This window comes from Planctomycetota bacterium (assembly GCA_021414025.1).
Classification (GTDB): domain Bacteria; phylum Planctomycetota; class Phycisphaerae; order Phycisphaerales; family SM1A02; genus SYAC01.
The window spans coordinates 698,933-711,947 of sequence record JAIOPG010000002.1 but is presented as its reverse complement, the minus strand read 5'-3'; the positions used below and the strand labels follow the sequence as shown (position 1 = coordinate 711,947).

At 65.6% G+C, this 13,015-nt stretch carries 12 protein-coding genes; 9 read left to right on the top strand and 3 right to left on the bottom strand.

Annotation, left to right across the window (positions count from 1 at the left end):
- The first annotated feature begins 8 nt into the window (after positions 1-8).
- Genes K8R92_03770 through K8R92_03750 form a run of 5 tightly spaced genes read left to right on the top strand, consistent with a single transcriptional unit; the run spans position 9 to position 3,542 of the window.
- Positions 9-731, top strand: a complete 723-nt coding sequence (locus K8R92_03770; GenBank protein ID MCE9619009.1) for a hypothetical protein — start codon at positions 9-11, stop codon at positions 729-731.
- 20 nt (positions 732-751) lie between these two features.
- A complete protein-coding gene (gene acpS, locus K8R92_03765; GenBank protein ID MCE9619008.1) occupies positions 752-1,150 on the top strand; it encodes a holo-ACP synthase in 399 nt (132 codons plus the stop codon).
- 10 nt (positions 1,151-1,160) lie between these two features.
- A complete protein-coding gene (locus K8R92_03760) occupies positions 1,161-1,931 on the top strand; it encodes a hypothetical protein (GenBank protein MCE9619007.1) in 771 nt (256 codons plus the stop codon).
- Between the two features lie 57 nt (positions 1,932-1,988).
- Positions 1,989-2,336 carry a small basic protein gene (locus K8R92_03755; GenBank protein MCE9619006.1) on the top strand — a complete coding sequence of 116 codons (348 nt, stop codon included), beginning with the start codon at positions 1,989-1,991 and terminating at the stop codon, positions 2,334-2,336.
- 33 nt (positions 2,337-2,369) lie between these two features.
- Positions 2,370-3,542 (top strand): aminotransferase class I/II-fold pyridoxal phosphate-dependent enzyme, encoded by a 1,173-nt coding sequence (locus K8R92_03750; GenBank protein MCE9619005.1) that lies wholly within the window; start codon positions 2,370-2,372, stop codon positions 3,540-3,542.
- A gap of 66 nt (positions 3,543-3,608) precedes the next feature.
- Here K8R92_03750 and K8R92_03745 read toward each other — a convergent pair whose 3' ends face one another.
- On the bottom strand, positions 3,609-4,475 hold the full coding sequence (locus K8R92_03745) for a thiazole synthase (GenBank protein ID MCE9619004.1): 867 nt from the start codon (positions 4,473-4,475) through the stop codon (positions 3,609-3,611).
- A gap of 1 nt (position 4,476) precedes the next feature.
- Complete coding sequence (gene thiS, locus K8R92_03740) at positions 4,477-4,677, bottom strand: sulfur carrier protein ThiS (GenBank protein ID MCE9619003.1); 201 nt, start codon at positions 4,675-4,677, stop codon at positions 4,477-4,479.
- Positions 4,678-4,729: 52 nt separating this feature from the next.
- Here thiS and K8R92_03735 point away from each other — a divergent pair, with 52 nt between their 5' ends.
- On the top strand, positions 4,730-5,551 hold the full coding sequence (locus K8R92_03735; protein ID MCE9619002.1) for a hypothetical protein: 822 nt from the start codon (positions 4,730-4,732) through the stop codon (positions 5,549-5,551).
- A 12-nt stretch (positions 5,552-5,563) separates the two neighbouring features.
- Here K8R92_03735 and K8R92_03730 read toward each other — a convergent pair whose 3' ends face one another.
- Complete coding sequence (locus tag K8R92_03730; protein ID MCE9619001.1) at positions 5,564-7,039, bottom strand: sodium:proton antiporter; 1,476 nt, start codon at positions 7,037-7,039, stop codon at positions 5,564-5,566.
- Positions 7,040-7,124: 85 nt separating this feature from the next.
- Here K8R92_03730 and K8R92_03725 point away from each other — a divergent pair, with 85 nt between their 5' ends.
- The 3 genes from K8R92_03725 (at position 7,125) to K8R92_03715 (ending at position 12,989) form a co-directional block, all read left to right on the top strand.
- Positions 7,125-9,362, top strand: a complete 2,238-nt coding sequence (locus K8R92_03725) for a FixH family protein (protein ID MCE9619000.1) — start codon at positions 7,125-7,127, stop codon at positions 9,360-9,362.
- Positions 9,359-10,546 carry a methylamine utilization protein gene (locus K8R92_03720; protein ID MCE9618999.1) on the top strand — a complete coding sequence of 396 codons (1,188 nt, stop codon included), beginning with the start codon at positions 9,359-9,361 and terminating at the stop codon, positions 10,544-10,546. The genes K8R92_03725 and K8R92_03720 overlap by 4 nt, the downstream gene beginning before the upstream one ends.
- Positions 10,547-10,721: 175 nt before the next feature.
- Positions 10,722-12,989, top strand: coding sequence for a choice-of-anchor B family protein (locus tag K8R92_03715; GenBank protein ID MCE9618998.1), 2,268 nt, complete (start codon positions 10,722-10,724; stop codon positions 12,987-12,989).
- Positions 12,990-13,015: the final 26 nt, after the last annotated feature.

Sequence of the window (13,015 nt, the reverse complement as noted above, 5' to 3'; positions counted from 1 at the left end):
TCGCACGCGTGCGGACGCCTCCCGTTCAACTCGCGGTCACCCTGGCGGCGCTGGGTCCTTCGCCCGGCGGCTTCGCCCAGGCGGTGCGCCTGAACGTCGCCGGCGTTCAGTTCGACGCCTCGCAGCCCGGGCTGCGGCCGCGCGAGCTTGACATCGGCGCCCGCCGCGATGTCGCGGCCACGCTGCGCCGACATGAGTTGGCCGCCTCCGGCATCGACTGCTTCATTCCGCTGGAGCGCTTCGCGCAGCTGGAGACGGTGGAGCGATCCATGACCGCGCTCTTCGAGTCCATCGCCTTCGCGGAGGGTTTGAACCGGATGCCGGTGAGCTTTTTCATGCCGGGCGATCCGGACCTCGCCAAGACCATCGCCCAGGAGGCCGCGCGGCGCGGCGTGCCCATGGCGGATTTCACCCGCCCGAAGGCCAGCGACTTGAGCGGCATCGGCATCGACCCCGCCGCGATCCTGCTCGAGCAAAAAAACCCGGCCCAGGAAGTCTCGCAGGCGGGTTCGCGCCTGGTGGCGGCCCGGGTGAACGACATCGACGCGACCGGACAGCGCGGGGCGATCGGGCAGGGGCGCCTCGACGCACTGGCCTACCGGATCGCGCTGGACACCTGCGGCTTCCGCGGATTGCCCGTGATCGACTGCCGTGCGTGGCGACAGCCCGCCGAGGAATGCGCCCGCTGCGTCAAGCGATGGAACGATCTTCTGCCCGCGGTGAATCCATGACGAGCCTTCCGATTCCCTCCATGCAGGTTGTCGGCGTCGGCATCGACCTGGTCGAGGTCGCCCGCATCGCGCGGATGATCGAGGAGCATGGCGAGCGCTTCCTCGACCGCGTCTTCACCGCCGCCGAGCAGCAGTACGCCGCCTCGGGTCCCAAGCGCCGCGTGGAGCGCCTCGCCGCGCGCTTCGCCGCCAAGGAGGCGGCGCTCAAGGCGCTCTCCATCGGGCTGCGCGAGGGGATCACCTGGACCGACATCGAGTGCACGCACCGCGCCGACGGCTCGCCGATGCTCACGGTGCGCGGCCGCGCCGCGGAGCTCGCCGCCCAGCGCGGCATCGACGCGTGGCAGGTCTCGCTCACCCACATCGAGCAAATGGCGGCGGCTACGGTGGTGGCGGGACGAACGGTTCGGGAAGGGTAGACTCACGGCCATGAGGCGACGCGGCACTCCCACCCTGTACGAACTGACCCAGAGCGGCGGACGCGGATCCATTTCCGCGGGCGGCGGACTCTCGGGCGGAAGCACGCCGAGCTCCTCGCCCTTCGGCGCCGACGCGACGCGCTCGATCCGTGTGCCGGTGGGATTCCTCTGGCTGCTGCTGATCGCCATCATCGGACTCGCCGTGCTGGCCTACATCTTCGGCGTCGGACGCGGCCGCTCCTCCGGATTCGCCGAGGGCTTCTCCGCCAAGATCAACGACGACAAGACGCTGGCCATGAACAAGATGGTGAAGGATCCTCTGAAGGAGAATGGATCCGCGGGCTCCAACGCCGCACCAGCGACCACAAGCGCGCCGCCGAAATCCTCCGCGAACAACGCGCCCGGCACGAAATCCAATCCGAAAACCGAGGCCAAGACGGATTCGAAGTCGGACACCAGGAACGCGCCCCCCGCGGCACCGTCGGTGGATCCCCGCGAAAAGGGCGTGAATTACCTCACTTTGGCCCGCCCCTCCGGCGACCAGGCGGACAATATGCTCGCATTTTGCAGGGCCGAGGGGCTTGCCGCGTACTTGGTTTCCGACAATAATGCCAAATCGCGCAAAGTGATCGTCCTGCCCGGCTTGAGAACCAAAGCGGCTCTCGACACCAAGGAAGGGCAGGAGCTTCTCGCGAAAGTCAAGTCGGTCGGCCAGCGTTGGAAAGCCCAGTCCAAGGGCAACCGGGATTTCTCCGACGCCTATCTCGAACTCTTCCGCTGAGCTCCTCGTTCGGCGCAGCGGAAGCCTCCACCTCGAACGACATCGGAAGTTTCTGCCATGAGCATTCATCCAAGTCTGAAGACCAAGTCCGGCGCCTTGAACCAGCATCGCAACGTGCTCACCCGCGCCGAGCGCATCGCGCGGCTGACCCTGGAGGGTCGCTTCGACGTGGAGCAGAAGTCCGTGCTGGGCACCGTGAAGGTCCGCTCGATCAAGGCCACCGTGAGCAAGAAGCCGAAGAAGGAAGCGGTTGCCGGAGCCGAGGGTGATGCCGCCGCTGCCGCCCCAGGAGCCAAGCCCGCCGCCGGCGCCAAGCCTGCTGCCGGAGCCAAGGCCGCCGCCCCCGCCGCCGGAGCCAAGCCCGCCGCGGGCGCCAAGGCCGCGGCCCCCGCCGGCAAGAAGTGATCCTGCCCCGACGCGCCGCACGAGTGATCCGCGATGATTGACCGACTTCTCTCAGCTCGAAGTCGCTCGGTCGATTCCTCGGGCATCCGCAAGGTGTTCGACCTGGGCATGAAGATGCCCAACCCGATCAACCTCTCCATCGGTCAGCCGGATTTTCCCGTGCCCGACGAGATGAAGGAAGCGGCCATCGCCGCCATCCGCGAGAACAAGAACGGCTACACCGTCACCCAGGGGATCCCGCAGCTGCTTTCGACCATCCGGGCACGACTCGCCGAGGATTTCGGCTGGGCGGAGGGGGATCCCGACACTTCCGTCGTGGTCACCAACGGCACCAGCGGCGGCATTCTGCTGGCGCTGATGGCGCTGCTGGATCCCGGCGACGAGTTCATCTCACCCGATCCCTATTTCGTGATGTATCCGCAGGTCGGCAAGATGCTCAGCGCCAACTGCGTCCTCTGCGACACCTACCCCGACTTCCGCATGACCGCGCAGCGCGTGGAGCCGCTGATCACGCCGCGCACCAAGGCGGTGCTGCTCAACAGCCCGAGCAATCCCTGCGGCGCGGTGCTCACCGGCAAGGAGGTCGCCGATCTGGTGGACCTCTGCAAGCGCCGCGGCGTGCTGCTGATCTCGGACGAGATCTACGACGAGATCTGCTATCCCGAGGCGCGCGAGAATGGCGTCTGCCCCTCGCCGGGGCGCCTGACCCGCGACTGCCTGGTGATTCGCGGCTTCGGAAAATCCTACGGCTGCACCGGCTGGCGTCTGGGCTACGCGGCGGGACCCACGCGGCTGATCCAGGAAATCTCCAAGCTGCAGCAGAGCACCTTCGTCTGCGCGCCCTCGCCCTTTCAATGGGGCGTGCTGCCGGCATTCGACCAGGATCTCTCGCCCGTGCTCGCCGAGTATGAGGCGCGCCGCCAGATGGTGCTCGACGCCTTCGAAGGCGTGGCCAAGGTGGTGCGCCCGGGCGGAGCGTTCTACGCCTTTGTGGAGGTGCCGCCGCGATTGAAGATGACGGCGTCGCAATTCGTCGAGCAGTCGATTGCGCAGCGGGTGCTGGTGATCCCCGGCGGCGTCTTCAGCAAGCGCGACACGCACTTCCGATTGAGCTACGCGGTGTCGCGCACCAAGCTGGCCGAGGGGTTGGGCATTCTGCGCGGGCTCATGACCGATGCGGCCAAGCCCGTGGCTCAGACCAAGTGATCGCCGCGACCGCGCGGCGCGGTTGCATCAACGCAAAGATTGTGACGCCGATGCATTCGGCCGCGCTCACTCTCCGGGAATGTGCGTGATCGTTCCCGACCAGGGACTGCTGGCGGTGCCCAGCAATTTCCGCGGTATGCGGCCGGAACGGAAGCCGAAATAGCCCGCCTCCAGCGCCAGCCGCATGGCTCGCGCCATCTGAACCGGATCCGCCGCGTGGGCGATGCCGGTGTTCAGCAGCACGCCGTCGGCACCAAGCTCCATCGCCAGGGTGACGTCGCTTGGCGTGCCCACGCCCGCGTCGACGATCACCGGATAGCTGGCGCTGCCGCCATGCGCCGGGTTCTTCAGCAGGTCGATCAGGATCAGGATCGCCTCGCGGTTGGCGATGCCGCGGCCCGAGCCGATCGGGCTTCCCGCCGGCATCACGCTGGTGGCCCCGGCGTCGCGCAGCCGTACAGCGGCGATTGGATCGTCGCTCGAGTAGCAGAGCACCTCGAAGCCATCCTTGACCAGCTCGGCGCAGGCTTCGAGTGTGCCCACCGGATCCGGCAGCAGCGTCGACTTGTCACCCAACACCTCGAGCTTGACCCAGCGCTGCCCGGGATTGCCCAGTTGCTCCAGCAGATCGCGGCCCAGTCGCGCCACCCGCACTGCGTCCGCGGCGGTGAAGCACCCCGCGGTGTTGGGCAGAATCGAGAGGCGGTTCAGCGGCAATGCATCAAGAAGCGAGCGCCCCTCCTTGTCGTAGAGGCGCTCGCGGCGCACCGCGACCGTGACCGCGTCGGCGCCGCCGGCCTCGATGGCCAGGCGCATCTGCTCGAAATCCTTGTACTTGCCGGTGCCCACCACCAGACGCGAGCGCAGCGTGAAACTTCCCACCTGCAGCGGCGAAGGAGCGACGTCGGTGAGTTGATCCAGGGTTCCGCTCATGTCAACCTCCGCCGACCAGCGTCACCAGCTCCACGCGGTCGCCATCCTTCAGCGGGTGCGCGGGATGCTGTGACTTGGGAACCAGCTTCTGGTTCACCTCCACGGCGCACGGCGCACCGCCGCGCCCCAGGTGGTGCAGCAGCTCCGCGACCGTGCGCACGGATTCGCAGGTTCGGGCTTCGCCGTTGACGTGGATCTCGATGACGGACATCGGGAGTGGATAATAGGCCATGTTCCGCGGCTAGACTTGCCGCGTGACGCGCTGCCGAATCTCCATCCTGCTCTGCCTGATCGCCTGCATCGCCGGATGCAAGAAGCCCAAGTACGACACCAGCACTCCCGAGGCGATGCTTGACGCCGCCGCGGAAATGGCCACCAAGAATCGCGCCGAGGACCTGCCCATGCTGCTGGAGATTCCCGCCCGCGACATCACCTTCGACGACGGCGTGACCGAGGCCAGCGCCATCGCCGAAGTGAAGGCCAAGGCCGGGGACATGCTGGCTCGCCTGCTGAAGGTCGCGGCGGATCTGCGCGATCGCTTCCCGTCGCAGGTGGAAAAGGAAGTCGGCGCCATCCTGGGCAAAAAAGGCCAGGCCTCGACGCGTGACCTGACGGTGGTCGCCATCGCCGATCCCGCCGCGTGGCTGGTGGCGCAGCGGGCAAGGCTGACGGCCACGGATTTGGGTGACGGCACCGCCTCCCTGAGCTACGACGGGCAGCCGATTTTTTCCGGCGCGCTCACGCTGGCCGAGACGCCGGAGGGCTGGCGCATCCGATTCCCGGTCGATCTGGTGCGCTCAAGCAAGTATTGGCCGGACACCCGCGAAGAGTGGGCGGTGCTGGCCAGCATGATGCTGGCGGTGGAGAACGCGCTGAAGGATTTCGAGAGTGACCTCGACCGCGGCGAGATCCGCAATCTCGACGCCGCCAGCTCGCGCGTCGGTCGGCTGGTCGGGGAGAGCGTGGTCGCCCAGTCCATCATCTATGCCATGATGAAGCGCGAAGGCGACGACGAAGAAAAACCCGAGGCCGTCCCTCCGGCCGAATCACCGAAGAAGGATCAACCGAGCTCCTGAGGCGGGTGTGATTCAGCGCAGGAACAAGTAACCCGCGGCCGCAAAGATCGGCAGCAGCACGCCGCAGGACCAAAGCATGTAGCGGAAGAACGATGGCATGACCACGCCCTCCTTCGCCGCGATCGCCCTCACCATGAGGTTGGGACCATTGCCGATGTAGGTCATGGCCCCCATGAAAACCGCGCCGCAGGAGATGGCCGCCAGCAGATTGCTCCGCACGAATTCGCCGCCGACCAGGGCCAGCGTTCCCTCCGCGAGGTGCTGCGGGGTCTGGCTCCGCGCCACCTCCAGGAAGACGACGTAGGTGGGGGCGTTGTCCAGCGCGCTGGAGAGCGCGCCGGTGATCCAGAAGAATGAGAGCGGCGTTTCGATGCCGAGTTCCCCGCCCTTGGCGCCCAGCACCATCATCGGAATCTGCATCGCGATGAAGAGGCCGGAGAAGATCGCGGCGACCTCGAGAATGGGGCCAAAGGAAAATCCCTGCAGCTTGCGCACTCTCATCGGCGTGATCACGCAGCTCAATCCCGTCAGCAGCAGCAGCACGCCTTCGCGCAGGAATTCCGGCGCGGTTGCCTCAAGGAAGGGCAGGGGCTTGCCCGGCGCGATCGTGGCCACCGCGAGAACCGCAAGAATCAACAGGATGGCGTTGGATTCGCCGTGAACGGTGAGGCGGCGTCCCGGCGCCGCGCTTTCGCGGTGCCCGTGGAATCCCTCCTGCTTCCAGCGGCGCAGATCCACCGCGTAGAACACGGCCAGGATCAGGCCGTTGACGAAGAGCCAGGGTTTCCACAGGGTCAGGGTCCATTCGAAGGGGACGCCGCGCAGGTAGCCCAGGAAAAGCGGGGGATCGCCGATCGGCAAAAGCAGTCCGCCGCAATTGCTGACCAGGAAGATGAAGAAGACCACCGTGTGCGTGCGGCATGTTCGGTGGGAATTCGCCGAAAGCAGCGGCCGGATCAGCAGCATGCTGGCGCCGGTGGTGCCCAGCAGGTTGGCCAGCACCGCGCCGACCGCCAGGATCGCCGTGTTCATGTAGGGCGTGGCGACGAATTTCCCGCCGAGGGAGATGCCGCCGGCGATCACGAACAAACTCAGCAGCAGAATGATGAAGGGAACATATTCGTGCAATCCATGCATCAGCGCGGTGAGCATGAAGGCCGTGTCCCCCACCGCGCGTTCAAGCCACACCATCGCCACCAAACCCATGAGGCTGCTCACCAGCAGCTTGCTGGTGTTGCGCTCCCACCAGTGCTCCAGGAAAGGGATCGCGGGGAAGACCGCAATGGCCAGCAGGAGCGCCGCGAAGGGCAGGCACCCCACGAGCCAGTTCGAACAGACCTGGGTGATGGCGTGCTGCGAGTTCTCGGCGGTCAGAGTGTGCATGCGCGCGTCCAGGCTGCCAGCCGCGCCATACAAGAGGAGTCCAACGACCAGGATGGCGGCGACGGTCGTCCAGACGGTCGTCCATGAGACTCGTCGGCGACGCATGGGTTTCGATTCGATCGACATCCGAGTGAATTTCTACCAACAAACCACTTCGCACGCGGCTGGAATCATTCCTAGACTCATCGACATGCGGATTCCCTTGCTCGCCTTCCTGCTCACGCTGATGCTTTCGAGTGCACTCCGCGCCGGCGAGGCCTACGTCCACGAGGGAACGGTCGAAAAAATCGCCGAAGCCAAAGGCGTCCGCTTTGACGGCGATGGGACGCTGCTCATCGCCGCAGGTCGTCGCGGTGTCATCCGCGTCGATTTGACTTCGCCCGGGGCCATGTCGACAACGAGCGTGTCCGACCAGCCCTGCGAATTGCTTTCAAGCGGGCCGATTGCCCTGGCATCGGATGGCATCGCGCTTCGAAGCCTGGACAAAAGTGCGCCGATTCCGCAAAGCGTGCCCGCCAATGCCACTTCCATCGCTTCGAACGACAAGGAAATCGCCTGGTGTCTGCGCGACCAGGACGCGGTCTTCCGCATGCCGCTGGGCAATGGCGAACCGACGCCGGTGGTCATCAAGCAGGGTGGATGGCTCGCTCCCGAAGCTCTGGCCTTCGCGCCGGATGGTTCGTTGTGGGTCGCAGACACGGGCCACAGCCGCGTGGTCTGCCTCGCCGCTGATGGATCTTCCTTCGCTACCGGCGAGCGCGGATTCTTCCCCGGCCAGTTCATCGAGCCCTACAGCATTGCCTTCGACGCGGGCGGACCGCTGGTGAGCGACCGTCTCGGCCACCGGATCACGCGACTGGACTGGAAGGGGGCGCTGCGCGATGTCTTCGGCTTGCACGCTCTGCGGCCGCGTGAAGGCAAGGGCAAGATCCACTACCCGACCGCGATCGCCATCGACGCCAAGACAGGGCGCGTCGCGGTGTGCGAGGGCTTCGAGCGGCGCGTGCAGGTCTTTCGTCCGCTGCGCGCCGGAGAGCAGCCGCCGGTGCGGCCGCCAATGCCCAGCCGCGAGGGCGTGAGCAGTCATTTCGGCGTCGATGTCTCCTCCTGCTCCAGCCTGGTGGCGGCGTGGGAGCCCGAGAGCGGAACGGTGGTGCTCTGGGACACGCGAAGCGATCCCCCGATCTATGTTTCGACGCTCGGAGGCAACGGCGACAAGCCCGGCCGCTTCATTCGTCCGGTGTCGGTGCAGACGGACGCCGACGGCATGGGCGTCTGGGTGCTGGACGCGCTGGTCGACCGCGTGGAGCACTGGCGTCTGAAGCGCGACCTCTCCCGGGAGCTGGCCTTCGACGCCTTCATGGCCGTGCTCGACGAATCCATCGATCTCGTCCAAGTGCGAAAGGAGTGCTCACTTTCAAAGAGCCGTCCCGTGGATCTCATTTTCAAGGCGGGTTCGCCCCAAACTTCGCAGACGAGGGGAGCGGGTGTCGTCTTCGCCAGCGGCGACATCGCGTGGGTCACGACCAACGGCGAGACATCCCTTTGCGATGCGCGGCCGCGCGCGGCTGACCTTCGCGGCAAGGTCATCGCGTCGGCCTTTGATGCGGACGCCAACGAAATTCTTCTGCTCTGGCCCGGCGCCATCGAGCGGCGGAGCCCGAAGGGCGCGTCGGTCATGACGCTGCCCGAGAGCATTCGCTCGCCGCAGGGGATCGCCGCGGGCCTCGATGGCCATGTCTATGTCAGCGACTCGGCCGACGACGCGCTGATTGAACTGGATCCGCAGGGAAAGGTGATCCGCACCTTCGGCCTGCCGCCGCGCGCTCCGGAGAAATTCTTCGACGGCATCGAGGCCGCCAAGAATGGCTCGCTCTGGCTTCCCGCCGGCGTCGACACCGGCGACGGCAAATCGGTTTATGTGGTCGACTATGGAAACCATCGACTGCAGCGATTCGGTCGCGATGGCTCCTGGCAGGCTTCCTTCACGCTCAGCAAGAGCCGCGCCGCGAATCCATCCCCGCAACCCGGCATGCCTGATGCTGCGGTGGAAGCCAAGGCTCAGGCGGATCGAGCTTCATGGATCGCGCTGCTCAAGGCGGGCCATGGATCATTCAACCTGCAATCCGGCGGCACCATGACCTGGAAGGCGGTGGAGCCCATCGCGCGGGCGGAGCCTTTCGCGCTGGAAGTCACCGCGGTCGACGCCGATGGCAAGCCGCTTGAAGGCTACGAGCTTCGCTGCGACGCCGAGATGCCCCAGCACAACCATGGCATGAATGTCGTTCCCAAAGTGACCCAGGTTTCTCCAGGGCATTGGCGCGCCGAACCGTTGTTGTTCCACATGCCGGGCCGTTGGGAATTGATCTTCGACCTCAAGAAGGACGGGCGGGTGCGCCGCAACCAGGCCACGCTCGAACTGGAATGAGATCTCGTTCCATCTTTCTGGCGCTTGTGCTCTTCACTCAAGTCCGATGCGCCGCGCCCGTGGTGCTGAGTTCTCGCGAGAAGCAGCAGCTCCTCACGCTCTCGCCGCTTCCGCCGCCGCCACCCGATCCGACCAATCGCTGGTCCGACGATCCGAAAGCCGCGGCTCTTGGACATGACCTGTTCTTCTCCGCCAACCTCAGTCGCGACGGCACCGTCTCCTGTTCCACTTGTCACAAGCCGGGCATGAACTTCACCGATGGGCTCGATGTCGCCGTGGGTCTCGGCAAGGGCACGCGGCACACGCCGGGATTGCTCAACGTCGCCCATCAGAAGTGGCTGACCTGGGACGGACGCGCGGATTCCCTGTGGAGCCAGGCGCTGCATCCCTTCGAGACGCCCAGCGAAATGGGTCTGACCCGCGCCGAGGTGATGGAGCGGATTGCCGCGGATCCGCTGCTCCACGGCAAATATCGCAGTGTCTTCGGTCCCTTTCCCGCGTCGGACCAACCTCACGAGATCGACAAGGCCTTCGCCCAGGTCGGCAAGGCGATTGCCGCCTACGAGCGGATGCTGCGCAGCGACCCGGCGCCGTTCGACCGTTGGATCGAGAGGGTCCGCGCCGGCAACGACGGACCCACGCAGGATTTCGGCGTGGATGCGATCCGCGGCGCCAAGCTCTTCGTCGGCCGGGCCCGGTGCTTCGACTGCCACAACGGTCCCACCTTCAGCGACGGGCAGTTTCACTTCATCGGCGCGCCGCTGGCGGACGACGCGCTGCCCACCGATCGCGGCCGCATCGACGGCGTGGCCCGCCTGCGCCAGGATCCCTTCAACGCCGCCGGCACATGGAGCGACGACCCTTCCGGCGCGCGGGCCCGCGTGACGCTGGCCACCGAGGCGAACCCGGAGCAGTGGGGGCAATTCCGCACGCCGAGCCTGCGGCAGATCGATCGAACCGCGCCCTACATGCACCAGGGTCAGATGAAGTCGCTCGAGGAAGTCATCCGCTTCTACAGCACGCTCGAAGGGGCGGCTCTGCTGGACCACCACTCGGAGTCGGTGCTGCGGCGGCTGGACTTATCGCCCCAGGAAACCGCGGACTTGATTGCCTTTTTGCATGGATTGACCGGGGATTACAATTCAAATCCGCCGATCACCGTTCCGACGACGCGAAGTCCCTGAACGGAAAATCTTTCAAAAAGACCAAAAAAGTGCTGACATGCCCCGGTTTTCAGGTCAAACTAACTGCGGCTGACAGGATGTCATCCCAGGTTTCCCCGAGGAGACCGGTTGTCGTTTCTTTTGACTGAAGATCCCTACCGAAGACCACCCCATGAAGACTCGCTCGCCATTCACAATGTCCCTGATCGCCCTCGCCACCGCCGCTGTGATCGCTCCCATCATGATGGCGCTCGCCCACGAGGGCGACCTCAAGGCGCGCGACTGGGAGCCGCCGATCTTCGGGCCGGCCTGGCGCCTCGACGACGAGCCGACCAAGACCACCAGCGCCGCCATGGCATTCAATGCCAACGGCATCCGACTGATGTCCTGGTTTCCCTGCAATACCTTTGATCCCTCCAACACCAGCGGCAACGACGTGTGGGGATACGTCAGCCCCTCGGGCCGCGAGTACGCGCTCATGGGTCTCTCCAACGGCACGGGCTTCGTCGAGGTCACCAATCCCGGATCGGCGAGCATCGTGTCGTTCAAGACCGGCCCCACCAGCATGTGGAGGAATCTCAAGACCTACAAGACCTATGCCTATGCGGTGAGCGAGGGCGGCGGCGGCATCCAGGTCTTCGACCTTTCGCAGATCGACAACGGCATCGTGACCGAGCTGCCCAGCGTGACCACCGGCGGCGCCACCGCCACGCACACCATGATCATCAACACGCAGACCGGCTACCTCTATCGCATGGGCGGCAGCACCAACGGCATTCGCGTCTACAACCTCGAGCCGAATCCCGCGTCGCCGGCCTACGTCTCCGCCTGGAATCCGAAGTACACCCACGACGGCGTGGTCTACCACTGGACCACCGGTCCCTACGCCGGCAAGGAAATTTTCTTCGCCTGCGGCGGCACCAACGGCGGCAACACCAACACCGGCCTGGACATCCTCGACATCACCAACAAGGCCAGCATCACCGTCATCGGCCGCTTCACCTATTCTCAGGCGGCCTTCTGCCACCAGGTCTGGCTGAGCGAGGACCGCCAGTACGCCTACATCAACGACGAGCTCGACGAGGACAACTTCGGCGTGAACAGCCGTGGCATCATCGTCAACATCAGCAACCTCGCGGCGCCGGTCAGCGCCGGCACCTACACGACCGGCGTGACGTCGATCGACCACAACGAGTACGTGAAGGGCAACCTGCTGCACTGCTCCAACTACACCAGCGGCATCCGCCTCTTCGACATCAGCACGCCCAGCACTCCTGTGCAGGTCGCCTGGTTCGACACCTACCCCAACGACGATGCCTCGCCCGCGTCGACCTTCAACGGTTTGTGGAGCAACTATCCCTACCTGCCTTCCGGCATCATCCTCGGCTCGGACATCGAGCGTGGATTGTTTGTGTGGAAGATTGGTCAGGAGCCCGCCACGGTCTCCTATCCGGAAGGCCAGCCAGCCTACTTCAATCCCACGGGCCAGCGCGTCGCCGTGCAAGTCGCCACCACCGCCGGATACACGGTGACCCCGGGCGGCGTGGTGCTCACCACCACCGTCGGCGCCAACTCCACTGCAACCACGATGCTGCCCGAGGGCGGCGGCCTCTACGCGGTGAATTCGCCGCCGACACCCTGCGGCGAGCCCGTCTCCTGGAGCATCTCGGTCACCACCAACGATCCCGTGGATCTTCACGATCCGCTCGCGGGCAGTTACAGCGCCACCTCGGCGCTTGGAACGCAAGTGACGGTCGATCAAACGTTCGAAGCCAATGCGACCGGTTGGGTCATCGGCGGAACCGCCGATGGAACCGTGGCCACCAGCGGCATCTGGGTCTGGGCCGATCCGGTCGGCACCAGCGCGCAGCCCGAGAATGACCACACCACTTCCGGCGTCAAGTGCTTTGTCACCGGCAACGCCACCGCGGGCGCCGGCGATGGAACCAACGACATCGACGGCGGACAGACCACGCTCACCAGTCCGCTTCTCTCCGTGTCGGGCTTGACCGACCCCTATGTCTCCTACTGGCGCTGGTACTCCAACGACAAGGGCGCCGGGCCCAATGAGGACAACATGCCGATCTACATCTCCGGCAACAACGGGGCCAACTGGGTGCTGCTCGAATCGGTCACCGAGAATGCCAACGACTGGGTGCAGAAGCAGTTCCGCGTGGCCGACTTTGTCACCGTCACCGCGGCGGGCATCAAGCTGAAGTTCGTGGCCCGCGACATCATCAACGGCTCGCTGGTCGAGGCCGCGATCGACGACGTTTCGGTCTTCGCCCTGCAATGTCCGGAGCTCGATCCCGCCGACCTCAACGGCGACGGCGTCGTGGATGGAAGCGACATGGGCCTGCTGCTGCTGGACTTCGGTCCCTGCCCAGGCTGCGTCTCCGATCTGGATGGCTCGGGCGAGGTCGACGGTGGCGATGTCGGGCTCATGCTGCTGAGTTATCAATGATTGGACCGCGAGCTCTTCGAGCTCGA

Excerpts from the sequence above, each read along its gene's own strand:
- acpS (MCE9619008.1), top strand. The coding sequence starts at position 752 with ATGCAGGTTGTCGGCGTCGGCATCGACCTGGTCGAGGTCGCCCGCATC.
- K8R92_03745 (MCE9619004.1), bottom strand. The coding sequence starts at position 4,475 with ATGAGCGGAACCCTGGATCAACTCACCGACGTCGCTCCTTCGCCGCTG.
- K8R92_03755 (MCE9619006.1), top strand. The coding sequence starts at position 1,989 with ATGAGCATTCATCCAAGTCTGAAGACCAAGTCCGGCGCCTTGAACCAG.
- K8R92_03725 (MCE9619000.1), top strand. The coding sequence starts at position 7,125 with ATGCGGATTCCCTTGCTCGCCTTCCTGCTCACGCTGATGCTTTCGAGT.
- K8R92_03730 (MCE9619001.1), bottom strand. The coding sequence starts at position 7,039 with ATGCGTCGCCGACGAGTCTCATGGACGACCGTCTGGACGACCGTCGCC.
- K8R92_03720 (MCE9618999.1), top strand. The coding sequence starts at position 9,359 with ATGAGATCTCGTTCCATCTTTCTGGCGCTTGTGCTCTTCACTCAAGTC.
- K8R92_03750 (MCE9619005.1), top strand. The coding sequence starts at position 2,370 with ATGATTGACCGACTTCTCTCAGCTCGAAGTCGCTCGGTCGATTCCTCG.
- K8R92_03715 (MCE9618998.1), top strand. The coding sequence starts at position 10,722 with ATGTCCCTGATCGCCCTCGCCACCGCCGCTGTGATCGCTCCCATCATG.
- K8R92_03760 (MCE9619007.1), top strand. The coding sequence starts at position 1,161 with ATGAGGCGACGCGGCACTCCCACCCTGTACGAACTGACCCAGAGCGGC.